This is a genomic window from Giesbergeria giesbergeri, from assembly GCF_054779375.1.
The window spans coordinates 310,791-333,768 of the sequence record NZ_BAAGYJ010000002.1; the positions used below are offsets into that span (position 1 = coordinate 310,791).

22 protein-coding genes are annotated in these 22,978 nt (G+C 60.6%); 16 read left to right on the forward strand and 6 right to left on the reverse strand.

Annotated features, from left to right (window positions below):
* Positions 1–253 precede the first annotated feature (253 nt).
* A complete protein-coding gene (locus ACYVB2_RS05615) occupies positions 254–460 on the reverse strand; it encodes a hypothetical protein (RefSeq protein ID WP_382430661.1) in 207 nt (68 codons plus the stop codon).
* Positions 461–517: 57 nt separating this feature from the next.
* Between ACYVB2_RS05615 and ACYVB2_RS05620 the strand changes: the two genes are divergently transcribed.
* The 4 genes from ACYVB2_RS05620 to ACYVB2_RS05635 all read left to right on the forward strand — a co-directional run bounded on the left by ACYVB2_RS05620 (position 518) and on the right by ACYVB2_RS05635 (position 6,188).
* Complete coding sequence (locus ACYVB2_RS05620) at positions 518–3,673, forward strand: hypothetical protein (protein WP_382430659.1); 3,156 nt, start codon at positions 518–520, stop codon at positions 3,671–3,673.
* A 393-nt stretch (positions 3,674–4,066) separates the two neighbouring features.
* Complete coding sequence (locus tag ACYVB2_RS05625; protein ID WP_382430657.1) at positions 4,067–5,323, forward strand: tyrosine-type recombinase/integrase; 1,257 nt, start codon at positions 4,067–4,069, stop codon at positions 5,321–5,323.
* Positions 5,324–5,383: 60 nt separating this feature from the next.
* Positions 5,384–5,659 carry a hypothetical protein gene (locus ACYVB2_RS05630; protein WP_083881241.1) on the forward strand — a complete coding sequence of 92 codons (276 nt, stop codon included), beginning with the start codon at positions 5,384–5,386 and terminating at the stop codon, positions 5,657–5,659.
* A 4-nt stretch (positions 5,660–5,663) separates the two neighbouring features.
* Positions 5,664–6,188 carry a helix-turn-helix transcriptional regulator gene (locus tag ACYVB2_RS05635; RefSeq protein WP_382430655.1) on the forward strand — a complete coding sequence of 175 codons (525 nt, stop codon included), beginning with the start codon at positions 5,664–5,666 and terminating at the stop codon, positions 6,186–6,188.
* A gap of 14 nt (positions 6,189–6,202) precedes the next feature.
* Here ACYVB2_RS05635 and ACYVB2_RS05640 read toward each other — a convergent pair whose 3' ends face one another.
* Entirely contained in the window at positions 6,203–6,538 is a 336-nt protein-coding gene (locus tag ACYVB2_RS05640) for a helix-turn-helix transcriptional regulator (protein WP_382431252.1), read from the reverse strand.
* A 184-nt stretch (positions 6,539–6,722) separates the two neighbouring features.
* On the opposite strand from ACYVB2_RS05640, the gene ACYVB2_RS05645 reads away from it, so the two are divergent.
* Genes ACYVB2_RS05645 through ACYVB2_RS05660 form a run of 4 tightly spaced genes read left to right on the forward strand, consistent with a single transcriptional unit; the run spans position 6,723 to position 10,285 of the window.
* Positions 6,723–7,661 (forward strand): hypothetical protein, encoded by a 939-nt coding sequence (locus tag ACYVB2_RS05645; RefSeq protein WP_382430653.1) that lies wholly within the window; start codon positions 6,723–6,725, stop codon positions 7,659–7,661.
* 12 nt (positions 7,662–7,673) lie between these two features.
* Positions 7,674–8,153, forward strand: a complete 480-nt coding sequence (locus ACYVB2_RS05650) for a hypothetical protein (protein ID WP_382430651.1) — start codon at positions 7,674–7,676, stop codon at positions 8,151–8,153.
* 19 nt (positions 8,154–8,172) lie between these two features.
* Complete coding sequence (locus ACYVB2_RS05655) at positions 8,173–8,988, forward strand: TIGR02391 family protein (protein WP_382430649.1); 816 nt, start codon at positions 8,173–8,175, stop codon at positions 8,986–8,988.
* 13 nt (positions 8,989–9,001) lie between these two features.
* Positions 9,002–10,285 (forward strand): hypothetical protein, encoded by a 1,284-nt coding sequence (locus ACYVB2_RS05660; RefSeq protein WP_382430647.1) that lies wholly within the window; start codon positions 9,002–9,004, stop codon positions 10,283–10,285.
* Positions 10,286–10,368: 83 nt separating this feature from the next.
* Here the strand turns inward: ACYVB2_RS05660 and ACYVB2_RS05665 are convergent, their stop codons facing one another.
* Together ACYVB2_RS05665 and ACYVB2_RS05670 are read right to left on the reverse strand one after the other, a co-directional pair.
* Entirely contained in the window at positions 10,369–11,157 is a 789-nt protein-coding gene (locus tag ACYVB2_RS05665; RefSeq protein ID WP_382430645.1) for a hypothetical protein, read from the reverse strand.
* Between the two features lie 6 nt (positions 11,158–11,163).
* Positions 11,164–12,066, reverse strand: coding sequence for a WYL domain-containing protein (locus tag ACYVB2_RS05670; RefSeq protein WP_382430643.1), 903 nt, complete (start codon positions 12,064–12,066; stop codon positions 11,164–11,166).
* 89 nt (positions 12,067–12,155) lie between these two features.
* Between ACYVB2_RS05670 and ACYVB2_RS05675 the strand changes: the two genes are divergently transcribed.
* The 5 genes from ACYVB2_RS05675 to ACYVB2_RS05695 all read left to right on the forward strand — a co-directional run bounded on the left by ACYVB2_RS05675 (position 12,156) and on the right by ACYVB2_RS05695 (position 18,222).
* Entirely contained in the window at positions 12,156–13,349 is a 1,194-nt protein-coding gene (locus tag ACYVB2_RS05675) for a ComEC/Rec2 family competence protein (RefSeq protein WP_382430642.1), read from the forward strand.
* Positions 13,346–15,601 (forward strand): ThiF family adenylyltransferase, encoded by a 2,256-nt coding sequence (locus ACYVB2_RS05680; protein WP_382430640.1) that lies wholly within the window; start codon positions 13,346–13,348, stop codon positions 15,599–15,601. The genes ACYVB2_RS05675 and ACYVB2_RS05680 overlap by 4 nt, the downstream gene beginning before the upstream one ends.
* 45 nt (positions 15,602–15,646) lie before the next feature.
* Positions 15,647–16,717, forward strand: a complete 1,071-nt coding sequence (locus ACYVB2_RS05685) for a ComEC/Rec2 family competence protein (protein WP_382430638.1) — start codon at positions 15,647–15,649, stop codon at positions 16,715–16,717.
* A gap of 371 nt (positions 16,718–17,088) precedes the next feature.
* Positions 17,089–17,595: a RadC family protein gene (gene radC / locus ACYVB2_RS05690; RefSeq protein WP_382430636.1), complete on the forward strand. Its 507-nt coding sequence runs from the start codon at positions 17,089–17,091 to the stop codon at positions 17,593–17,595.
* Positions 17,596–17,871: 276 nt separating this feature from the next.
* Positions 17,872–18,222, forward strand: a complete 351-nt coding sequence (locus tag ACYVB2_RS05695) for a DUF2958 domain-containing protein (RefSeq protein WP_382430634.1) — start codon at positions 17,872–17,874, stop codon at positions 18,220–18,222.
* Between the two features lie 60 nt (positions 18,223–18,282).
* Here the strand turns inward: ACYVB2_RS05695 and ACYVB2_RS05700 are convergent, their stop codons facing one another.
* On the reverse strand, positions 18,283–18,651 hold the full coding sequence (locus ACYVB2_RS05700; protein WP_382430632.1) for a DUF3892 domain-containing protein: 369 nt from the start codon (positions 18,649–18,651) through the stop codon (positions 18,283–18,285).
* 522 nt (positions 18,652–19,173) lie between these two features.
* On the opposite strand from ACYVB2_RS05700, the gene ACYVB2_RS05705 reads away from it, so the two are divergent.
* The 3 genes from ACYVB2_RS05705 (at position 19,174) to ACYVB2_RS05715 (ending at position 22,394) form a co-directional block, all read left to right on the forward strand.
* Complete coding sequence (locus ACYVB2_RS05705) at positions 19,174–20,001, forward strand: DUF932 domain-containing protein (protein ID WP_382430630.1); 828 nt, start codon at positions 19,174–19,176, stop codon at positions 19,999–20,001.
* A 65-nt stretch (positions 20,002–20,066) separates the two neighbouring features.
* Positions 20,067–22,127 carry a ParB N-terminal domain-containing protein gene (locus ACYVB2_RS05710; RefSeq protein WP_382430628.1) on the forward strand — a complete coding sequence of 687 codons (2,061 nt, stop codon included), beginning with the start codon at positions 20,067–20,069 and terminating at the stop codon, positions 22,125–22,127.
* A gap of 63 nt (positions 22,128–22,190) precedes the next feature.
* On the forward strand, positions 22,191–22,394 hold the full coding sequence (locus tag ACYVB2_RS05715) for a hypothetical protein (RefSeq protein WP_382430626.1): 204 nt from the start codon (positions 22,191–22,193) through the stop codon (positions 22,392–22,394).
* 206 nt (positions 22,395–22,600) lie between these two features.
* Here the strand turns inward: ACYVB2_RS05715 and ACYVB2_RS05720 are convergent, their stop codons facing one another.
* The gene (locus tag ACYVB2_RS05720; RefSeq protein WP_382430624.1) at positions 22,601–22,978 is read right to left on the reverse strand and encodes a hypothetical protein; all 378 of its coding nucleotides are present in this window, start codon (positions 22,976–22,978) and stop codon (positions 22,601–22,603) included.

Below are 22,978 nucleotides of genomic sequence, written 5' to 3' on the forward strand. Positions count from 1 at the left end.
CCGATCGGCTGACGAGCTCCGAACTCGAGTCGTTACAGCAAAACAAGCGCGAATCGATCGCCTCGCTGCAAAAAATATTCCCCAACGCGCGGATTCACCAAGCCCCGACTCCCGCCTGAGTCTCGGCGATCCCACAAAGAATCCTACAGCCGCAAGGGCTGCCCCGCTCAATGGCTCGTTAAATGCACAACAGTGGGGCGATGCTGTGCAGGTGTCCCCTATTGTCTACGCACCGGGTAAGGGGGCAGGCATCTCAATCAGCGAGGCGACGCAGGTAGTTGATGAATTTTTGGCCCAGTTTGCTCATCAGGCTCCTGTTGTCATTGCTGATAGCGCCGTAGGGGTCTTGCCGGGAGCAAGCAATAACGACGCTATCGCGGGTGCTGTGCATCGTGGTCGGGTGCATCTCTTCCTTAGCCAGATCCCGAACAGGACTGAGGTGATCAAGACTCTTTGGCATGAATTGCTCCATTACGGATTGCGCCGGTTTTTGACAAAAGACCAGTTTATCGCTGAGATGACAGCGTTGTATACCGGTGACATGTGGGTACGGGGATTCGCCAATCAGTGGGTTCGGACGAGCGAAGGGGCTGCAGCTATTCGATTTGGTGGGGTTGAGTACGCCCGGGCACGCGGGGTGGACGAAGCCTTGGCACGGCTGGCTGAAGACACTGAGGGAGGCAAAGAATCCAACAATGTGAAGGCAAATACCTACCGTCGGGTTGTGCAATGGCTGGCAAAGATGGCGGATAAATTCAATGCTGGGCAAGTTGCTGCCTTTTTGCGTGGCATGACCAACATAGAAGCGAAAGCCTACGTGCGCAGCGTGTTCACCCGTCTTCAAGACGATGCCCCCGCTACCCAGAGCGATTGGGCATTCACCGCAGATGACGCATTCAGTCAAGCCCCGAATCCTTCGGCTGCCGAACGGGCCAACCAGCTGATTTCTAAGTCTGTAGGGCGTACAGCACCGTTGGATGCTGTAGCCCATGCCATTACCCGCGTCACCGGTGTTGAGTGGGTGACTCGCAATGTTTACGACAAGGCGGCTGTTCTGTTGGAGCGCCTGATTCCTGAACGGGTTAAGGCGGGTGTCGTTTCAGATTACGGGGTACCTGAAGCGGTGATTGACCAACGCTCTTTACTCCAAGGCCGCCAGCGGGTACAGCTGCGCAAGACGGGCGCCCTCGTGGAGAAACTGGCCACCCTGACGCGGGCTGAGAGCCGGGTGGCCTATGAGTGGATGAATATGAAGGAGGGGGCTGACGCGGCTGCTTATGATTCCGTGATGCAGGGGCTACCCCAAGAGTCGGTCAAGGTGCTCAAAGAAGTGCAGCAAATGATCGACAAGCTGAGCCGTGAGGCGGTGCGCCTTGGGCAGTTGTCCCCAGATGCGTACGAGCGGCATAAGTTCGCCTACCTGCATCGATCCTATGAGAAGTACACCTTGGGCCTGAGCGCCGAAGAGAAAGCCGTGCGCTCACGGGCTATTGCCGTTTTAGGGGAGCAATACCAAGGCCGTGGCCTGAGCGAATTTGCCTCTATGGCTGAGATGCGCAATGCCGCTCCTGAATGGTGGGGGCGCAAGGTGGTGCCCTACAAGGTCGATACATCTCTGAAGGGGCAGAAGTTCATCCGCCTAGAGCGGCGCGCGCCGTCTGGTGAAGGGGTAGAGCCTTTGCCAGGCATGGAGGGTAAGCAACCGGGCAAGTTGCAGGAGGTGGCGTACTGGCCTGTTGGCGAACCCATCCCCAGCAAGTACAGCGACAAGCTCAGTGACTGGTCGCCGGCAGGAACATGGGAAGTGCGCGACACCCAAGCAGGGAAGGTGGTGCTGTGGCGCGACTTTACCAAGAATGAGCGCACCCAGATGGGTGAAATTGACGAGGCCCGGTTTGCCATTGCCAAGACGCTCCAGATGATGATCCACGATGTGGAGGTGGGACGTTATTTGGAGTGGATGGCCCAAAACTATGGCAAGAAAGACGCTGATCAGGTAGATGGCACTGTAGTGGATGCCTCTGAGCGGATGCGTGACACTTTTGCCACCAATGAATGGGTGAGGGTTCCGGATGTGAAGATACCCGGCACAGAGGTGCTCAAGTATGGGAAGTTGGCCAATCATTATCTTCCTGGCCCGATTTGGAATGATGTGCGTCAAGTGGTTGCTGGTGGGCACTTCAAGCCGTTTGGTGAGAAATATGACAAGTTGTTATCGCTGTGGAAAACCAGCAAGACGGCACTGTCGCCCAGCGTGCACATGAACAATGTCATGTCCAACTTTGTGATGGCTGATTGGCATGATGTGGGGGCCGGCCATGTGACCAAAGCCTTGCGCATTTTGCTTTCTGCTAGCCAAAAACTGGGCGGCATTACTGACCGCGAGGCGGCACAGGAGGTGCTAAATAGGTATCAGGACAGTGGTGGCGATACCGGATCGTGGGCCACCCAAGAGATTGCCAACGAGCAGTTGGAGCCGCTGCTGGCGGCGCTGGAGGAAGAGCTTGGGCAAGACGATGGCGGCAGTATGCAGGCGCAAATAGGCGTAATGGCGGCCCTACAACACGCCAGCCACGGCAGATTTTCCGATAGCTGGGCAGCTGCTGTCGCCAGCAAACCGGGCAAGGGGATGGGTAAAGCGGCTAAGGCGATGATCGACATCTACCAAGCTGAGGATGATGTGTTTCGGCTGGCAGCATGGCTCAAGGCTAAGGAGGATGGCTTGGATGACATGGCCGCTGGCAAGGTGGCGCGCAAGTCATTTTTGGATTACAGCATCAATGCTCCCTGGATCAACGCCATGCGCAAGTCTGGGTGGCCATTTTTGGCGTTCACTTATCGGGCAGTGCCGATGCTGGCAGAGATTGCCGCCAAAAAGCCGCACAAGCTGCTCAAGCTCATGGCGCTGGCCGGTGGGCTTAACGCGTTAGGGAGCATGCTGGCTGGTGGCGATGATGACAAGGAGCGCAAGCTGCTACCAGAAGAGAAGGCCGGTGCTATTTGGGGCATGGTGCCCAAGCTGATTCGTATGCCGTGGAATGATGCCCATGACTCGCCCGTTTATTTAGACATTCGGCGCTGGATACCGGTGGGCGATGTGTTTGATGTGGGCCAAGGGCATGCTGCCATCCCTATGTTGCCGGGGTTGATGCCTACGGGGCCATTGGCCATGTTGTTTGAAGTGGTACTGAACAAGACGAGCTTCACCGGTAAGCCAATCACACAAGAGACCGATACCGTTGCCCAGAAGACAGCCAAGCTGGCAGACTACTTTTATAAGGCGTTTGCACCCAATTTGCTCTTACCCAATCCAGTTGGCTGGGCACTAGAGGAGGCGTCGGGGGTTAAGAATGCCGGACAGACATACGCATGGTCTTCGGTCAGCGATGCTGCACATGGCCGCACTGATGCCTTCGGTCGTGAAATGTCGGTAGCGCAGGCCATCGCATCATCGGTTGGGGTGAAATTGGGTAGCTATCCGGCTGATGTGATGCGACGCAACCTTGTTGCACAGGCCAATGCCAAGGCGCGCGAGATTGACCTGAATATCTCCCAGCTGCGGCGTCAGTACCAGACCCATCGATTGGGTCGAGACGAATTCAAGACACAGGTGCAGCGGGAGATGGAGAAAAAACGAGGCGTTATGCAAAATCTGAGTGAACGATTGCAGTGATGGTATTGATGATGGTACTGTTGGATCAGTATGTCTCCAAACCCGCATAAATTCTAGGTTTGTGGTCGCAAACAACTATTGAGTGGGAGTGAAATCAGGTCCTTCGGGGACTATCGTGACCTATCGAAAAACTGTCCTAACGTGTTGATTTATAAAGAAATGCGTCACGGCAGCTATCGGTGGCTATCGCCGATCAGCAAAACGGATTGGCGGTAGAGGCGACGGTAGAAACCGGAGGCCGGATTAAGACCCTCCCGTTTACTATCCAGACCAAACCGGTCTTTGACGGTAAATCACTCCTCAGGAAAGCTTGTTTCATGCGGCTTTCCGAGCATCAGCAGGTCTCCTGACCCCTGACGGTAAAAGCCGTCATGAACAGGAGGAAAAACCTCGATGCTTACCGACACCGCACTACGCAATCTCAAGCCTAAGTCCAAGATTTACAAGGCTTCCGACCGCGACGGCATGTACGTAACGGTATCAACCACCGGTACCGTCACCTTCCGCTACGATTACCGTCTCAACGGCCGGCGCGAGACGCTGACCATTGGAAGGTATGGGCCGTCCGGCATTTCGCTCGCGATGGCCCGCGAAAAGCTGCTGGACGCCAAGAAGGCCGTCGCTCAGGGCAAGTCCCCGGCGCATGAGAAGCAGCGCGAGAAGCGCCGCCTGACCGCCGCCAAGAACTTCGGCGACATGACCGCCCAGTGGATGGCCGGTGCCCGGATGGCCGACAGCACGCGAGCGATGCGCAAGAGCATCGTCGATCGGGACATCCTGCCGGCCTTCCAGAACCGCCTGCTCAACGAAATCACCGCCGACGACTTGCGTGCCTTGTGCGGCAAGGTGAAAGGGCGGGGCGCCCCGGCCACCGCGGTGCACATTCGCGACATCGTGAAGCAGGTCTATGCCTTCGCCATCCTGCATGGGGAGAAGGTGGACAACCCGGCGGCCGACGTGGGCGCAGCCTCGATTGCGACCTTCGTGCCCAAGGACCGCGCCTTGTCGCCGCTGGAGATCCGCCTGATGTCGCGGCAGATGGAGTCGGTGGCCACCTATCCGACCATTCGGCTGGCGTTGCGCATGGTCCTGCTGACGCTGGTGCGCAAGAGCGAACTGATCGAGGCTATCTGGGACGAGGTTGATTTCGAGAGCGCGACCTGGACCATTCCGAAGCAGCGGATGAAGGGGCGCAACCCGCATGTGGTCTACCTGTCGCGCCAGGCGCTTGACATCCTGGTGGCGCTGCACACCTGCGCGGCCGGCTCGAAGTTCGTGCTGCCGTCGCGCTACGACTCTGACCGTTGTATGTCGCACGCGACCCTAAACCGGGTCACACAGATCGTGGCGCAGCGGGCCAAGGCCGCAGGCCTGCCCCTGGAACCGTTCACCGTCCACGATCTGCGCCGCACGGGTTCGACGCTGCTCAACGAGATCGGGTTCAACCGCGACTGGATCGAGAAGTGCCTTGCGCACGAAGAAGGGCGTTCCTCGCGCTCGATCTACAACAAGGCCGAGTACGCCGAGCAGCGGCGCCACATGCTTCAGGAGTGGGCCAACATGGTCGATGCCTGGATCGACGGGCAGACCTACGTGCCGAAGCTGATGCCGGAGAACGTGGTCGTGCCGGTGTTGAGTGCGATGGCCTGAAGCAGGGCCAAGGTTGTCACTTGACAACCTTGGCAATCATTCCCATACTGGAGACTGTTGATGGCCCGGTCCTCTCATCCGAAGAAAGAAGTCGAGGAAGCACTCAGGCACGCCGAAGGGCAGGGCTGGCGTGTGGAAGTCGGTGGCAGCCACGCCTGGGGGCGGATTTATTGTCCGTACAACGATGCGGAGTGTCGCTGCGGCGAGTTCTGTATCACCAGCGTGTGGAGTACGCCGAAGAACCCTGGCAACCATGCGCGTGCCTTGCGGCGAGTCGTGGATAACTGCACGACGCACCGCAAGCAGCAGGAGGCAGCCGACGATGCCGAGGAGTAGCACGATGGAATACACCTTCACCCTGAAATACCAACTCGCCGACGATGACCGTGACCCGGATGCACTGGTCGAGCGTCTGGGCGAGGCCGGGTGCGACGATGCCCTGGTCGGCATCGGGCAGCCGGGGCGGCTCGCGCTGGAGTTCACCCGAGAGGCGGACAGTGCGGACGCGGCTGTACGCAGCGCGTTGGCCGACGTGCGGAGCGTCGTGCCATCGGCCAGGCTGATCGAGGTCGCGCCTGATCTAGTTGGGCTGACCGACGTGGCCGACATCGTGGGCGTGTCGCGGCAGAACATGCGCAAGCTGATGCTGGCCCATCCGGGCACCTTCCCAGCGCCGGTGCATGAAGGCAGCGCATCGATCTGGCACTTGGCGGATGTGCTGACCTGGCTGCAGGCAAAGGGTAGCTACTCGCTGGCCATGGACGTTCTGGAGGTGGCGTGCGTTGCCTTGCAGGTCAACGTGGCCAAGGAGGGGCGGCGGTTATCGCGCTCAGCTTCCAAGGAGCTGGAATCTCTCGTTGGATGAGGCCGTCGCCAGCCTCATTCCTGACCGGAACCCGCCCGAACAGGGCGGGTTTTTCGCAGGTGTACATCCGGCTTGGCGGCGCTGATGGGAGGGGCTTGCTTGCGCTCCTCGATCCAGGCCTCGACCTCGGCCAGGTCCCACACCACGCAGCGCGGCGTCAGATTGAAACGCCGTGGGAACTCGCCGCGACGCTCCATTTCGTAGATCGTCGTTTCGGCCAAGGGGACGATCTGACGCAACTCATGACGGCGGATGGTGCGCCGAAATGGCAGCAGGCCGTACTTCGGGAACTGGGGGAGATCGCCGTAGGCGATCGAGCCGGGCAGGGGGAGGGCGGACGGCGAGCGCATCTCGGTACCGTTGACTCGGCCTATGTTTCCTGTCGGGTTATTCTCCATGTCGAACTCCGTGGTTGTCCGGCGATATGAGTTGCCACCGCATGACGACATGGTGGCTTTCAATTGCTATCGCGGGAACTCACTGGAGCGTAGAGAGGCGTACTGAAGACAAATAGCCAAGGAAAAGGGGGAGAGTATGGCGACGATAACGGTTTCTCCGATTCATTTCGAGGACTACAGCGGCATCCAGTTTGAGCGCCTTGTCTTTGCATACCACGTGCGCGCTGGCTGGCGTGACCTGATCTGGCATGGCCAATCGGGAGGCGACAAAGGGCGGGACATCGCGGGTATCGAGCCATTCGACGACCAGCCGGCACGCAAGACCATCATCCAATGCGCGAACCGGGACACGCTGACCCTAGCGAAGGCCAAGGGCGACATGTCCAAGGCGGTCAAAGCCGCTGGCGGGACGCCGAATGCTTTCAAGTTCGTCTCTCGTGGCCCTGTTTCGGACGCCAGCCGAACTCGAATCGAGCAAGCCGCGGCATCCCTCGGGGTTGCGCATGTGACGATATGGTCGGGCGTGGAATTCGAGGAGAACCTGCGGCTTCGCGCCGAGTACCTGCTGCACCGTTTCGTCCATGGCATCGAGTTTCCCGACGCTGAGATGGAGATCCGAAAGTTCGTGGACGATTTCCCCGATCTCTCGGACGCCGATGCACTGCAATTGATGGCGGCCGTGTTCGATCGCCCGGCCTTTCGGACACCGTTTCAGCAGGAAAGCTCTCTGCCTGCTTTTCAGCAGGCGATCGAAGACACCATTGGCGCACTCAACACAGGCGTTTGGCGGACGCGCGAAGGAGACGAGATCAGGCGTATCCCCTCGATCCATCATCTTCGAGATCAACGCATCCGCGCAGTGCTTGCAAAGGTGGTTCGCCAGGTCGATGGGCTTCGCCGCATCTTTGTGACCCGTCTCAATGAAGGGGAGATCAGACACTGTGGGTGCGGTCAGCCGAATTGCCCCACGTACATGCTCACGCATCGCGTTGCCGACGAACTGGACGAAGCCAGACGGAAAATTCTGACGATGTTTCGATCGGTGTATGCGCCCTTTGACGTGAGTCTTCAGTAGGCGAGCATGGATATGGCATTGTCCGAAGAACAAATTCGGTACCTCAATCACCATCCGCCAGGCGAGGCCGTGGCCCGCGCGTTGTCCGAACTGCTGGAAAACGACCATGACTTGCTCGGTATCGACGCCAACGAACGATCCATCACCTTTCGCTTCGCGATGTATCTCCAACGGCATTTTCCTGATTGGACCGTGGATTGCGAATACAACCGCGATGGCGCTGAGCCGAAGAGGCTCGGGCATCTGGAGCTGTATCCGGACAGCGAGGATGATGAGGCGAAGACAGTATTTCCAGATGTGATCGTTCATCGACGAGGCACGAGAAATAACTATCTGGTCTTGGAGTTCAAGAAGTCAACGAGCCGCGTTGACCGACAGATCGACCTACGGAAACTTCGGGGCTACAAGCAGCAGCTTGGCTACGAGCATGCCCTGTTTGTGGAGGTTGGAACCGAGGGGCGGGTGGTCATCACCATGCTTGAATGGGCTTGAGAGGCAACAGGGAAGACTCATGACACGCATTCCACCGTTCAGCTCACAGCACCTTGAAGCTGCGTGCCGCGTGCTCGCCGATACCGAGCGTGGCCTGAGCGGCACGCAGATCGAACGCCTGCGGCAAGAAATCGAGATTGCCGACACGTCGCCCGGCATGACCAAGTGGAAGCGGTTGTTCAATGCGCTGGCCGGCGCACAGAACCACCACCAAATCGGCAACCATCTCATCATGTTCATCAATCGCGCGATGAACCCGGTGAACTACGCCCGCGACCCTGCGACGTTCGCCTGGCGGTGCGACGAACTCAATGTCGTCCTTGCCTTCTCCGGTTTCTACGTGCGTGACGACGGCAAGGTCGGGTACGCCGACAAGGCCACGACGCTCGATGCCGCGCGAGCCCGCGCGGGACGGCTCAAGGCTGCATTGGAAAGTCGCATCGTGCATACGGAAGTGCTGAACTACTGCCGCGCCGAGTTACTGGACGAAAATTATTTCCATGCGGTCTTCGAGGCAACGAAAGGCGTTGCGGAGCGGATTCGCCTGCTGTCGGGCCTGAATGGCGATGGCGCTGAGCTGGTGAACAAGGCATTCGCAGGCCAGCAGCCCGTTCTGGCCTTGGGGCCGCTCACCACAGAGTCCGAGAAGAGCGAGCAGAAAGGCTTTGCCAATCTGTTGATCGGCCTGTTTGGCGCCGTGCGCAATCCGCTGGCCCATGCACCCAAGACGAACTGGCCGATGTCCGAACAGGACGCACTGGACATCCTGACGCTGGTATCGCTGATTCACCGCAAGCTGGATAGCACCACGAAATTAGCGGCCGTATCGCCATAAGGGAAAGACAAGAATGGACGAGGCGATCGTTGTCTTCTCTCGGAAAGGGATCTTTCAGACCACGATCGCCGCGCGCGACGTTCGCAGCCGGGAGCATGCGCGCAAACTGTGGCCCTTGGTATCTCCCGGCGCATCACAGCAGCTGGTGACATGGGTCAGCCCTTCCTTCGAGAGTGGGAAGTTGCGTCGGCGCTCCCATTTCCGGGTGCTTCCTGCCCAGCACACCTTCAACCCCAAAGCGCACTTCGACGATGAAGAGGCCAGCCGGTGGCGCGCCGTGCAGGAAAGCCCTGAACACCGGCGGGCGAAAGAACTTGTTGCGGCTGAACTCTCACGACGCCTGCATGCCGGGCTTGCGATGCCGTGGGCGTTCAAGGATGCGGATGCGTCGGACTATCCGCTGGAAGGCAACTTGTTGCTCGGCGCCGACCAGGTGGCAACCGAGCATCCCCTGGAGACACCATTCGGCAGCAAATTCCGGCTTGACGTGGCTGTGCTCGGGCCGCCGGTCCAGACCGAGCCGATGGTGCTGGGCGGCGTTGAAATTGAACTCGGCCACGCCTTTGACGGGCGGAAGGCGCTGATCGGAAAGTCGCTAGGATTCCCGCTGATCTCCATCGACATCACCGAGATGGCGCTGGACGAACTCACGCCCGAGTGGGCACAGCGGGTACTGACCGCAACCACGCGGAGCCACGAGCAAGGACGCCGGCAGACCTACATCTATCTCCACGACCTGCTGTACCCCCTCTACGCGCAATTGCCGGCGTTTCTGGATGACGAGCAACGCCATCAGTTCCTTGTGTTTGCCGACGATGAGACCTTGAACAAGTTGGTGCGCTGGATGAACCTACTCGCCGAAAAGCTGGAGTACCCGAAGGGTACGGTCGCCGTTGCCCTGGTCAACGGCAAGAACGAGCAGTCCTGCAAGATGCTGGAACGCGCGGGGCAAGTCGTTGGCCCCGACTGGAGTGAGTTCAACGCCCAGCGATGCCTACGGCTGACCCTACCGCGTCCCAGAGGCCCGGCGGACCTCCAGGCCCATCGCTTCCACATGACGATGGCGCGCATCCTGCTGTCGCACACCGATGCGCTCGTTGGCTACAAGTATTGCAACGGCGTGGACAACAACCACCCCGAAGAGGACGTATGGGTGGCGCATCGCTGGATCGCCGATCTGAAAACCCATACCCAGCATCGCGTATTGCCGAAGCGGCTGGCCGAACCGATCAACAGGCTGATCGCCGTGGTTTCGGACCTGCATCGCAATCACGTGGCCGCCAGCCACGAGACTTGACCATCCTCTGCCGAAAGTCAGCCGATAGGCCAACATTCCAGCGGAGTTACGCGCCTATGCCTATCCGCAGAGTGCGTTGAATCTTAGTCCGCAGTCGGTTTTGCAGGCTTTTTTCTCGGGGCCGAAGAAGACAAAGACGGCAAGCACTCGAACAGGCGTTCCGCATAAACGAACCCCATCCGCCTGACTGCGCCCTGATCGAAGTACAGCAGCCAAGCAGCAAGCAAGGCCAACGAAATGAGCAACGTCAGGCCTGCGGCAAGCCCCGGATCGGCAAGGTGCATTGGGTCAAAATGGGGTGGGACTACCTGCAGAACCTTCGCAATCAGCAATCCGTAGATGATGCCCAGGATGCACGACACGATACCGACCGGCTTCATCGCCAGCATATTGCGGTGAAACCCATAGGCAATGTTCTCTTTCAGCAAGAGCTGCTTGTTGGAGCGCGTGAGTTCGCGAAGCCGCTTGGTGGCGCCAACGTAGATATCGTCCGCCTTGTCAGGGCTTGCTGACTCTTCTTCTGCCGTTGGCATGTCGATACCCAGCTTGGCCGTGATCGCCGTGTGATAACGCTGTTTGCTGACACCATCGAGAAACTTGTCGCGATGACGCAGTGCGATGGTTGTGGGCATGCCGCCCCACTTTGCAACCAGCATCTCTTCAAGCTGTTTCCCGCGCCCGCGGGCGACACTCGCCAGCGCATAGATAGCGCCGCAGCCACCAAGCAGGCCGATCACACCTGTAAGCACGGGATGCTTTGGCCCGTAGACACACAGAAGCGGCACCAGCACCGGCAGGGCCACAAGAAGTCCGGGGACCACACGCGCCTTGCGCTCGTAGGGGTCCTTGACCAGCTCAAAAAAGGTTGTCATATGAAGTCAGGCCTGTGCCGTCAAGGCATCGATATAGGGTTGGATTTCATCGCGATTTTTCAGCGTGATCTGCTGCGCGAGAGGGTCTGGCGCTTCCTTGGTATGCAGGCCCAGACGCCTCAGCGTGTAGTACAGAAACGCTTGGCGGCATGGAAGTTTGACCTGTCCGTATTCCATGCCGTAATCCAGCTCCAAGACTCGCTTCTTGGCCGGGGGCAAATCAGGGTGCGGCGCAAGGACCAGCATCAGCACAGTATGCCAATGCGCATCCTGGCTGAAGTCAACTTGGCTCAGCTCGAAACCGTCGATGCGCAGAATTCGGGCGAGAACGAAATCGCTGAAGCGCTGGCGCTTGTGGCAAAACGCGCGCACGTGCCAGCGAAAACCGTCGTTGCCAAGGGCGTGCGGTGACAGCAAGCGAATCGATTCGTCCAGGGACGTCATGGACTGGTAGCTCACCCGAATGGCTTCCCGCTGCCGGATTGCCCGAACCACCGCTTCGACAGTCTGCTCATTGATCGTGCGCCAAGGGGAAGGTGCCCAATCCGTCTCTGGCGCAGAACCGATGAAGCTGGCAGCCGGCTCGACAACACCCATCTTGGTTGCAAGCAACTCTGCCAGATAGCGCTGTGCCGAGCTTCGTTGATACAGCGGCTGGAAGCCCGGCGCTGCCGTGTAGGTCCTGGAGCTGCGGTCGTAGACCAAATTGCCCGGCGCCAACTCTGTGTATTTGGCAATGTCCAGTGAAGCCTGGGGAACAGAGATGCCGAAGTGCTCAGTGAGATCCATTCGATTGATGCGCCGCTCCCAGCGCAAACGAAAATCGATGAATTGAAGTCTGCTCTCCAGCCCCCAACTTAATCCCTTGGATTCAGCGGGCTCGGCGGCAGTAACAGGGGGCTCTTGCATCAATAGCGTCTAAAAAGTAGAAGGGCGTAAAAAATAGTCGTATATTAACTATACGCGATCATCCTTCGGTCGTCTACCCGGAGACCCTCATGCCCACCACCATCACGTTTTTCCCCGTTGATAACGGGGACATGACGCTCATCAAGTTCGGCGACCTCGACGCGACGACGCTGCTGATCGACATCAACATCCGACAGGACGCCGACGACCCCGGAAAGGACGTGCGCGACGTTGCCAAGGACTTGCGCGAACGGCTGAAGAAGGATGAGAACGGTAGGCCGTATGTCGATGCCTTCCTGTTGAGCCACCCGGATCAGGATCATTGCCGCGGCCTGACGCGGCATTTCTACCTGGGGCCGCTCGCCAAGTACCCGGATGACAAGAAGGACGACAAGGACAAGAAGATCGTGATCCGCGAGATGTGGTCGTCCCCGATCGTGTTTCGACGCACCAGCAAGACTCATACCTTGAGCGACGACGCCAAGGCCTTCAACACCGAGGCACGCCGGCGCGTGCAACTGAACCGGGACAAGAACTTTGCCGTCGGGAACGGTGACCGCATTCAGATCATGGGCGAGGACATCGACGGAAAAACCGACGATCTCACCTCGATCGTGCGGAAGGTGGACACGCGCTTCTCGACGATCAATGGCAAGAGTTCGGCATTCTTCTCCGCGCTTCTTTTGGCTCCCCTGGATGCCCAGGACGACGAAGAAGAGGAAGAGTGCCTAGTCAAGAACCAGTCCAGCGTGATCCTGAACATCACATTGGCCGCCGATGCGCAGACGCCGGATGGCGCGAAATTCCTGACTGGTGGCGATGCCGAGGTATTCATCTGGAACCGCCAGTGGCAGCGCCACAAGACTGAAGCCGATGTGCTTGAGTACGACATCATGCAGGCACCGCATCACTGCTCCTGGCATTCGCTGTCCTATGACAGTTGGTCCGATTTCGGCGAGAAGGCCAAACTCGACGCCGATGCCCGCAAGGCACTTTCGCAGACCCGTGATGGTGCCGTTATCGTCGCCAGCTGCAAGCCGATCGCAGACGATGACAGCGATCCGCCCTGCATCCGCGCGAAGCGTGAGTACGTGGCGATCGTGAACGACGCAAAAGGCGAGTTCTACTGCACGGGCGAATATCCGAGCGAAAAATCCGTGGAGCCCCTCGTTTTCACCGTCACCGCTCAGGGTGTGCAGCCTCCTTCGAAGAAGGAAGCCGGATCGAAGGCTGCCGCCGTGATCACCTCCGCGCGCACGCCCATGCCGCACGGGGCATCATGACGGACCGCATCGCGGACGCACTGCATCAACTTCAGCGGCATCGGGGCCTTGTCCGCGTTGGCGAGCCAACGGCATTGGGCGCGTTGACGCAGATTGAAGTCGATGTTGCCGTTGAATTGCCAAGCAGGTCTCGGCGCAGAGGGGTATCCGAGACCGGAGTACGCTCGGTCGAAACATGCGTTCTGGTGTTCGGCACTGAATGGCCCCTGTCCGCGCCCAAGCCATTCTTGCGTGCGGACTTCCCGCTCAACTTGCCGCATATCAACCCTCATCGCGAGGGCGAGTTGGTCTCGCCTTGCCTGTTCGAGGGGGCGCTCAACGAACTGCTGCATCGGTTTGGCCTAGACGCCATTGTCGATCAGTTGATCGATTGGCTGCACAAGGCCGCAGCGGGCACGTTGCTGGACCTTGAACAGGGGTGGGAGCCGACTCGACGAGACAGCTGTCCTTCGACCGTGGTATTCAGTGCCGAGAAGGTTGCGGCCGCAGCTCCCGCTGACGGCACCATTCTGGTAGTCCCCGCAGGCTACGTGACGATTGATGGCGGTCTATACGCCATCATCAATGCCGAATTGACCCCGCAAGTCGATCCTGTGTTTTACCAGGAGACTCACAACGACAAATTGGGCAAATGGGCAAACGGCCACACCGCCGCCTTCATTGCCCGGGCTACCATGACCGGAGGCCACCCGCATGTGGTCGGACACTACCAACCGGAGACGGTTGTCGATCTTGCGACGCTGCTTGATCGAGCAGCAGAACTCGGCATTGATCGTGGCGCTTTGGCCCAAGGCTTGGATGGTTACTACGGGCGCTCGATCCTGGATCGGCAGCAGGACTCGCGGGGCTGGTTGCATGGCGTGTACGCGATTGTGATTCTGGCTGTACAAAGGCCAGCGTCGCTTGTGGGCTCCCCGGGGAGAAGTGTCGAGGTATTGCCCTATGTGGTGCGCTACGAACTCAACGCTCAATCGCTCTTGGAGCGAAACGCCACGGTTCACCCAGCCTTTCACGCGCATTCGTTGTCTCCCGAATTGCTGGCAAGGACGTCCGGCATTCCATCAGCGGCCACATCGCAGTCGCTGGTCGTGCTCGGCTGCGGAAGCGTGGGATCGAAAATTGCGCTGCAACTGGGGCGAGCGGGTTTCGGCTCAGTGACCTTCGTCGATAACGAATCCATGTCGCCTCATAACGCGGCGCGACATGCACTTATTGAGCGGGCATCGGTGCTGGTCCCACCGCGGAAGTCTGCGTTGATGAAGACGGCCTTTGAAAGCCTGTCTCATCTTCAATCGCGAGCGTTCGACACCGACGCAGCGACTCTCTTGGTCGATCCTGAACAGTTTGCTGCAACCGTTCCGCAGGATGCTGCCCTCATCGTGGATGCGACGGCTTCACTTCAGGTGTTGGCCGCAGAAGCACAATCAACGGCGCTGAACCAATCCCCTGCGCGACTGGCAAGGATCGTGATGTATGGACACGGGCGCTGCGTCGCGGTTTTGCTCGAAGGACCTGGCCGGGCCGGTCGGGTTGACGACCTTACGGCATTCTTGTTCGAGTGCTGCCGGTTTGTGCCGGAGCTGCGTGCCTCGATCTCCGGTGACACCTCTGAGCCGACACGCATTTTCGTGGGTGACAACTGCCGTTCCCTGACGATGCCAATGTCTGATGCCGTTGTTTCGCGTTCTGCGTCACTGGCCGGTTTGCAATTGGAGCGCTGGCTCGTTGACGGGCTTCCGAAGGAGGCGACGCTTTGCGCCGGGATATCGGATGCCGAAGGACTCGGCATGGCATGGAGCCGCACCAGCCTTGGCCCGACCACCGTGCTCGACGTAGCCGACGATGGTGGCTGGAACATTCGAGTTCTGCACCCGGTCGCGCAAGCGATCCATGCTGAAGCGCTGCGCTGGGGAGCACTGGAAACAGGCGGGACCTTGGTCGGCCGCATCTCGTTTGAAAATCGAACCATTACCATTGCGGGCCTTATTGAGGCGCCGCCTGATAGCGTGCGAGAGGCCGCCCGTTTCGTCCTCGGAACCAATGGGCTTGTTCAAAATTTGCGCGCCGCAAACGCTGCCTCTTTGGGGTATCTCGCCTTCATCGGCACCTGGCACAGCCACCCGAAAGGTGGCCCACATTCGGGCATAGATCGAAATACATTGCGCGGCATCGCAGAGGATGCTGGCGGGCTTCCCGCCGTGTCGCTGGTGTGGACTCCGACAGGACTCACGTGTGCTGTGGATCGCTGGTAGATGTGAAGCCACCGGCACTTTGTTGGCATAGAACAAGAGGGATGTATGGCTGATTACTTCGAGATCGATTTTCTTGGCGTCGAAACCGCGAAAAGCGGCGATGCGATCACGCTGCGCTACTCGGTAAATGGTACGGAGGGTGTACACGTCGTTGACGGTGGGTATCTGGATACAGGGGATCAGATCGTCGAGCATCTGAAGACGTTCTATGGAACCACAGTCATCGACCATGTGATCCTCACGCACCCCGATCGCGATCACGCCAATGGGCTGCGAAAAGTCCTGGAGCAATGCACGGTCAAGAATCTTTGGATCAACCGGCCGTGGATATACGCAGACCAGTTGATCGATCGCTTTGAAACCTATGAATCGGTTGAAGCACTGCGACGGAAGTTGCGCTCCATCTACGATGCCACAGCAATTCTTGAGGATCTTGCGGTGGCGAAGAAAATTCCAATCCATGCGCCTCTACAGGGGCAGAGCATCGGCCCGTTCACGGTCATGGCTCCTAGCCTGGAACGCTACCTGGACCTGATCGTGGACTCCGCGAAGACTCCGGAAGCTGTTGAAGAAAGTGCTCTAGATAGCGCGCTGAGCAGCATATTCCGGGCTGTGAAGGCTGCGACCGCCTACATCAAGTCCTTGTGGGGAGAAGAATATTTCCCGCCCGAGCCGACCAGTCGTGAAAATGAAATGAGCGTGGTGCAGTCGGCCGTCTTGAACGGTCATCGTGTCATGCTCACTGGCGATGCCGGGCGTGAGGCGCTGCAAGAAGTGATTGGCTACGCGCCTTTCGCCGGACTCGCGCTACCGGGCATTCGGTATTTTCAGGTGCCTCACCATGGTGGGCGGCACAATGTCTCGACTGAAATTCTGGACCAACTGGTTGGCCCACGCTTGGACAGCATGCCAGACAAGCATACTTGGAATGCAATCTGCAGCTCTGCCAAGGCGGATGAGGATCATCCGCGGAAGTCGGTGATTCGTGCCATATTGCACCGGGGCGGACACTGGGCTGCGACCGAAAGCCAAAACATACGCATCGGGGCAGGCATCACCCGCGAGGGCTGGGTACCGATTCCCCAAGCGGCATATCCCGAAGATCAAGAAAACTGACATTGATTGAAGTTGGCACGGATTTTCGACTTCTGATCTGCTGACTCTATTGCGTGCATCCCGGCGTTCCGCCGTCGGGCTCGCGGGCTGTGCCCCGCGCCTCGTGCCGAGTCGCGGCCATCCGGCTTTGATCCCTGACGCCTCCGGCCCTTGAGGGCCTGCGCGCTGCGCTTGCCCATCCGTCATCTCTGCGGGTGGTGGGCTGTGGGCGGTCTTGCTGTTCCCTTCACCGTATCACGGCGTTCTCGCCGTCAAGGGCTGCGCGCCTTTGGCGCTTGCGGCCATGGCCGTCTTCGACCCTGTGACAGCTTGCGCTGCGCCGTGCTGGGGCCGGTTCCAGGCAATTCCGCCTGAGCAACCGGAGCACGATCATGTCGCAACTTTCTCTGTCTCTCGATTCTTCGCTGCTGGTGCGTGACGCACAGGGGCGTTACCTGTTGGTGTCGGCGGACCAGATTCTGGCGGCGGCACGCCAGGTCATCGATCTGAAGAACCCACGCGGGACACTGTTCACATCGCCGGCGCTGGTCATGGACTACCTGCGCACCAAGCGGGCCAGCTTTGGGCACGAAGTCTTCGCGGCTCTGTTCCTCGACAGCCAGCATCGGCTGATCGAGTACGTGGAACTGTTCCGCGGCACCATCGACCAGGCATCGGTGTATCCGCGCGAGGTGGTGAAGGAGGCCCTGCGGCTCAACGCGGCAGCGGTGGTCTTTTCGCACAATCATCCGAGCGGGAGTCCCGAGCCGAGCCAGGCCGACAGGGTTCTGACCCAGCGTCTCAAGGAGGCCCTGGCGCTGGTGGACGTGCGCACGCTGGATCACGTCGTCGTCGGCGGCGCGGTCACCACTTCATTTGCCGAATGTGGCCTGCTCTAACCACGGGGGCTTCGGCCCCTTTTTGCTGCGCCCAGTGGCGTAGCTCCGTCCTACAGGCCTGCGCGTGCTGCGCACTTGCCAAAGGCAGGTCTGCGTGTGTGGTGGGGTGGGGCGGTCTTGCTGTTCCCTTCATCGTGCCACGGCGTTCTCGCCGTCAAGGGCTGCGCGTGCAAGCACGCTGGCGGCCTCCGGCCGTCTTCGACCCCTGACCGCTTGCGCTGCGTCGTGCCCCGGAGGTGACGGGCAATTCCGCCCGGCAATCTTCAGGAGTTCACCATGAACAACGCACTCATCACCGACGCGCAGCGCGCGATGCTGCTGGCCAACGGCCGCGACTCTTTGGACAACCCGGACTTCGATCCGGCGCCCGTGGTCAAGCTCTTCACGCCGGACGCTGGCGCGACCTGGCTGCTGACCGAGATTGATCCCGACGACCACGATCACGCCTTCGGCTTGTGCGACCTGGGCTTGGGGATGCCGGAAATCGGCTGGGTCAGCCTAGGCGAGTTGGCGACTGTGCGCGGTGGGCTGGGCCTGCCGATCGAGCGTGACCTGTCGTTCCGCGCCGAGAAGCGGTTGAGCGCCTATGCGCGCGATGCGCGCCTGGCTGGGCGGGTCGTCGTTTGACCCGGCCCTGGGGCGTCGCAGGACGCCCCTTCAAACCCGACGCGAGGCAACACGAGCCCCTTAGAACTCCGGCAGGTTCTCCAGATTGTCCCGCTTGGTGCTGTTCTTGTTGGTCGTCAGGTAGACATCGTCGATGACATGCACCTGCGCACCAACCTTCCATTTTTTTTCGGGCGTTTCTGTCCGGGTCTGGAATGTCACCTTGCCAAGGCGAATGAGGTCGGCCACGAACGCTCGCGGCACAGTTCGATTCGGCCCGATTTCTCCGGGTTTTTCTTCTTTTACACGAACGAACTCGATGTGACTGTGGTCTTGGTTGTACCGCACGGCCGTGATGCAAAAATCTGCCATATCCCTCCCCTTGTGTAGATGGCGAACATCGAGAGGGAAAGTGGGGGTGCTTGCGTAGATTTCAACTGCTGCAGCCATCCATACCTGCTCAAGCTGAAATGGGCGTCCCCGGCCAAGAAGACATGGCCGGTCGCGCTGTCCTGCTGCGCATCGAGCCACCTGCGGCGTCTCGCCCCATTCGGGCTTCCATCGTTCCCTCGCTCCGCTCGGCTGACGCCTCCGGCCCGGCTTCCCGATCCGGGCCTGCGCGCTTCGCTTGCCGTACGGTCAGCACATCAAGGTGGCCGTTGCCTGTCCAGCCATCTCTCCTGACCCCATCACCTTGCTCGCGACTGTAGCCCGCGGCCGTGTGCCGTCAAGGCGCGCAGGGCCGTGTCCTCGGCTGCGCCTGCGGGCCGCACCAACCCCGCGCTTGTTTCCTTGACGGCCCCCGTCCGCGCGCTCCTGACCGTCGCGGGCGATGAACTCAGGAAAGACGGTGGCAACGAGGCCAACCGGGTTCTTCGTGCCGACCGCACCGAACAGCCGAAAGGCTGGGCTCCGAATCTTGGAATCCGGTGTGCGGTGTGAACAGCAACCCTTTTTGTCAGGAGAAAGACCATGCAACTCGCAACCCGTTTCGCTTCCCGTTCCCCGTCGCTGCGCAGCGATTCCCCGCTGTCCGATGACCAAATCCGCCGCGTGGCCCCGTCCATCTTCGCGGACGCCCCGCATGAGAGCCGTTCCGAGCGGTACAGCTACATCCCCACCGCCGCCGTGCTGACCGAACTGCGCAAGGAAGGTTTTCAGCCCTTCATGGTGACGCAGACCCGCGTGCGCGATGAAGGCAAGCGCGAGCACACGAAACACATGCTGCGCCTGCGCCATGCCAGCCAGATCAACGGAGCGGAAGCCAATGAAATCGTGTTGCTCAATTCCCATGACGGGACGAGCAGCTATCAGATGCTGGCCGGGATGTTCCGCTTCGTTTGCAGCAATGGCCTTGTCTGCGGCGACACCGTGGCGGACGTGCGCGTGCCCCACAAAGGCGACGTGGCCGGGCACGTCATCGAAGGCGCTTATCAAGTGTTGGGCGGCTTCGAGCTGGTGAAGGCATCCCGCGACCTGATGCGCGGCATAACGCTGGACGATGGCGAAGCCGAAGTGTTCGCCCGTGCCGCGCTGTCCCTCAAGTACGACGACCCGGACAAGCCCGCACCCATCACGGAATCGCAAGTCCTGATGCCGCGCCGGTTCGACGACCGCCGCCCCGACCTGTGGAGCGTGTTCAACCGCACGCAGGAGAACTTGACCAAGGGTGGCTTGCATGGCCGCGCCGCAAATGGCCGCAGGCAAAGCACGCGCCCGGTGCAGGGTATTGACCAAAACATCCGTCTGAACCGCGCCCTGTGGCTGCTGGCCGATGGCATGCGCGTCCTCAAGGCCTGAATTGTCCCACCGCCGGAGGGGCGGTTCCCCTCCATTCCCTTGTTTCACTCGATTGGAGATACACCATGAACGCCATTACCCAAACCGAAGCCCGCGCCATCAACGTCGCTGCCGCTATCCCGCTGGAAGCCGCCGACCCTAGCAAGAACCTGATTCTGGTTCCGCTGTCGCGGCTGCTGCTGCGCCCCACGGGCCGCAACGTGCGCAAGACCCAGCGCATGTCCATTCCCGAACTGGCCGCATCCATCCAGCGCGTGGGCCTGCTGCAAAATCTCATCGTGATCGCCGCCGCCGATGGCGAGCACTACGAAGTCGTGGCCGGTGGCCGCAGGCTGGCCGCATTGAAGCTGCTGGCGAAGAAGCGCCGTATCCCGAAGGAATGGGACGTGCCTTGCCTGCTGGTGGCCGATGGCACGGCGCGAACCGCCAGCCTCACCGAGAACGTGCAGCGTGAAGCGATGCACCCGGCAGACCAGTTTGAAGCGTTCGCGGCGCTGGTGGCCGAAGGCCGGCCCATCGAGGACATTGCGGCGGACTTTTCCGTCACGCCGCTGGTGGTGCAGCGCCGTTTGAAGCTGGCCAACGTCTCGCCGCGCCTGATGGCCGACTACCGCGCCGATGCCGTCACGCTCGATCAGTTGATGGCGCTTGTCATCACCGACGACCACACCGCGCAGGAAAGTGCTTTCTACGATGCTCCGACGTGGCAGCGTCACCCGTCCAACTTGCGCGAACGTCTCACCGAGCGCGAAATCGACGCCTACCGGCATCCGCTGGTGCGCTTTGTCGGGCTGGATGCCTACGAGTCTGCAGGCGGTGGCGTGCGCCGCGACCTGTTCGCGGAAGGCGATGCGGGCGTGTATCTGACCGATGCCGCGCTGCTGGAACGGCTGGCGCAAGACAAGCTGGCAGGCATCGCCGCCGAGGTGAAGGCCGAAGGCTGGGCATGGGTGGATGCCACGCCCGGCGTCACCCATGCCGACCTGCACGCCTTCCAGCGTGCGCAGAGGGAGCGGCGAGAACCGAGCAAGCGTGAGGCGCAGCGCATCGAGAAGCTGCAAACCAAGATGCAGGAGGTGGGCGAAGCGCTCGACGCCGCACTGGATGCCGAGGACGAGGACAAGGCCGACGCGCTGCAAAAGGAAGGCGAAGCCATGGGCGAACAGTTGCAGGCGCTGGAAGATGGGTTGCAGGACTACGGCGCGACCGTGAAGGCCGCCGCCGGTGCCATCGTCACCATCGACCGCAACGGCGAAGCCGTGATTCATCGCGGCCTGCTGCGCGAGGCCGAGGCCAAGGCGCTGCGCACGCTGGAGCGGCTGCGTCAGGTTTTCGGCGACGATGCTGCGAACGACGCCGAAGGCGAGGACGACGAGCAACCCAAGACCGCCGCCATGTCCGACCGGCTGGCGCAACGCTTGAGTGCGCACCGCACGGCGGCGCTGCAAATCGAAGTCGCCCGGCATCCGCAAGCGGCGCTGGCCGCGCTGGTGCATGGCATGGTGCAGACCGTTTTGCAGGAAAGCGGCTACGGCCTCAACCGTGATTCTCTGCCACTGGGCGTGCGCCTCACGCCGCAAGACCGGCTGGAAAGCATGGCCCCGGACTGGCTTGAATCGTCCGCCGCCGAGGCGCTGCGCGAACTGCAACAGGCATGGGCCGGCAAGCTGCCCGAGGACAGCGCCGAACTGTTCTGTGCGCTGCTGGCGATGGAGCAAGGCGAGCTGGTCAAGCTGCTGGCCGTGTGCGTGGCCTCCACGGTAGACGTGGTGACGCCCCGCGCCGCGCCGCGCCAGCCCGGCAAGGAACTGGCGCAGGCCGTGGGCCTAGACATGGCCGCATGGTGGCAGCCGACCGCCGAAGGCTACTTCAGGCACGTTCCGAAGGCAGCGATTCTGCAAGCTGTGGGCGAGTACGCGCCGGATCACGTCACGCGGCTGGCGAAGCTCAAGAAGGCCGACATTGCCAGCGAAGCCGAACGGCTGGCCGATGGCACGGGCTGGATGCCGGCGATCTTCAAGGCCGATGGCCCGCAGCAAGCCGCGTCGGAAGATGGCCCGCAGCAGGAAGCCCCGGAGGATGCCGAAGCAGTGGCGGATGAGCCCGCCGAGGCGCTGGCCGCTTGACCCGCGCCAAAGGCAAGCGCCCCGGCCTCGATCGGGGCGCTTCGCTTGGAAGGAGAACCGCCCATGACCCGCACCGCTATCAGCCGCCCGCGCATGGTGGCGACCTACGCACCAGGCGCGGTGCGCGTCCGCCGCTGGCACGGCGACGTGCGCGGGCGCCGTCCGCCTCGCGGTTGGACGGCCTGCGCTGACCTCACGGACATTCACCCCATCACGGGCCGCACCTTGCCGCGTGCCGTGTGGTGGCTTATCGAGACGAAGGAATAGGCAAGCCAGCACCGGCCCCAGGTCGTCCCGCCCTGGGGCCGGTGGATACCAAAAAATCCGGGCGCGGCAGTGGCCGCGCCCGGTGTGGAAGGCCAACAGCAGCATCGTGCCTGCTGCCCGATGTGGTCGGATACCGCAGACTCGCGACAGGCGGCAATCGAAGCATCCGCGCGCCATCGGGTTCATCTGGGCCTGTCTAAAGGGCTCTATCGATCATCTTTCGTACCGATCATTGAATGCAACTCCCGACTCTCTTCCTTGGAGAGGCTGCGCTGATGCTGTCCCACGATCAGCACCTTCTGCATCAGGTTGATGCGGAAAAGCGTGCCATCGGCATGCGTCGCCAAAATCAGAATTCCGGGACCGTAGGTGGCGGTCACGGGATACCAGCCCCAGCGGTGATCCTGTAGCCATGCAGACACCGAAGCGATTTGCTCCGGCGAGAGTTGCTGCGTTGCGCCTTGTGGTTTTACGCCCTGATGATGGGTCACGACGGCCGATGAGACCGGCGGAAATGTTTCGAAGCAGGCTGCGAGCAGCAGGCACAGCACGGTGATCGGGACGAAGCGAATGGATGGGCTCAT

Bases quoted from the DNA above. Each gene is read 5' to 3' on its own strand.
- ACYVB2_RS05615 (WP_382430661.1), bottom strand. From the start codon at position 460: ATGCCAAAGAGTCTTGATCACCTCAGTCCTGTTCGGGATCTGGCTAAG.
- ACYVB2_RS05620 (WP_382430659.1), top strand. From the start codon at position 518: ATGACAGCGTTGTATACCGGTGACATGTGGGTACGGGGATTCGCCAAT.
- ACYVB2_RS05625 (WP_382430657.1), top strand. From the start codon at position 4,067: ATGCTTACCGACACCGCACTACGCAATCTCAAGCCTAAGTCCAAGATT.
- ACYVB2_RS05630 (WP_083881241.1), top strand. From the start codon at position 5,384: ATGGCCCGGTCCTCTCATCCGAAGAAAGAAGTCGAGGAAGCACTCAGG.
- ACYVB2_RS05635 (WP_382430655.1), top strand. From the start codon at position 5,664: ATGGAATACACCTTCACCCTGAAATACCAACTCGCCGACGATGACCGT.
- ACYVB2_RS05640 (WP_382431252.1), bottom strand. From the start codon at position 6,538: ATGCGCTCGCCGTCCGCCCTCCCCCTGCCCGGCTCGATCGCCTACGGC.
- ACYVB2_RS05645 (WP_382430653.1), top strand. From the start codon at position 6,723: ATGGCGACGATAACGGTTTCTCCGATTCATTTCGAGGACTACAGCGGC.
- ACYVB2_RS05650 (WP_382430651.1), top strand. From the start codon at position 7,674: ATGGCATTGTCCGAAGAACAAATTCGGTACCTCAATCACCATCCGCCA.
- ACYVB2_RS05655 (WP_382430649.1), top strand. From the start codon at position 8,173: ATGACACGCATTCCACCGTTCAGCTCACAGCACCTTGAAGCTGCGTGC.
- ACYVB2_RS05660 (WP_382430647.1), top strand. From the start codon at position 9,002: ATGGACGAGGCGATCGTTGTCTTCTCTCGGAAAGGGATCTTTCAGACC.
- ACYVB2_RS05665 (WP_382430645.1), bottom strand. From the start codon at position 11,157: ATGACAACCTTTTTTGAGCTGGTCAAGGACCCCTACGAGCGCAAGGCG.
- ACYVB2_RS05670 (WP_382430643.1), bottom strand. From the start codon at position 12,066: ATGCAAGAGCCCCCTGTTACTGCCGCCGAGCCCGCTGAATCCAAGGGA.
- ACYVB2_RS05675 (WP_382430642.1), top strand. From the start codon at position 12,156: ATGCCCACCACCATCACGTTTTTCCCCGTTGATAACGGGGACATGACG.
- ACYVB2_RS05680 (WP_382430640.1), top strand. From the start codon at position 13,346: ATGACGGACCGCATCGCGGACGCACTGCATCAACTTCAGCGGCATCGG.
- ACYVB2_RS05685 (WP_382430638.1), top strand. From the start codon at position 15,647: ATGGCTGATTACTTCGAGATCGATTTTCTTGGCGTCGAAACCGCGAAA.
- radC (WP_382430636.1), top strand. From the start codon at position 17,089: ATGTCGCAACTTTCTCTGTCTCTCGATTCTTCGCTGCTGGTGCGTGAC.
- ACYVB2_RS05695 (WP_382430634.1), top strand. From the start codon at position 17,872: ATGAACAACGCACTCATCACCGACGCGCAGCGCGCGATGCTGCTGGCC.
- ACYVB2_RS05700 (WP_382430632.1), bottom strand. From the start codon at position 18,651: ATGGCTGCAGCAGTTGAAATCTACGCAAGCACCCCCACTTTCCCTCTC.
- ACYVB2_RS05705 (WP_382430630.1), top strand. From the start codon at position 19,174: ATGCAACTCGCAACCCGTTTCGCTTCCCGTTCCCCGTCGCTGCGCAGC.
- ACYVB2_RS05710 (WP_382430628.1), top strand. From the start codon at position 20,067: ATGAACGCCATTACCCAAACCGAAGCCCGCGCCATCAACGTCGCTGCC.
- ACYVB2_RS05715 (WP_382430626.1), top strand. From the start codon at position 22,191: ATGACCCGCACCGCTATCAGCCGCCCGCGCATGGTGGCGACCTACGCA.
- ACYVB2_RS05720 (WP_382430624.1), bottom strand. From the start codon at position 22,978: ATGAGCCCATCCATTCGCTTCGTCCCGATCACCGTGCTGTGCCTGCTG.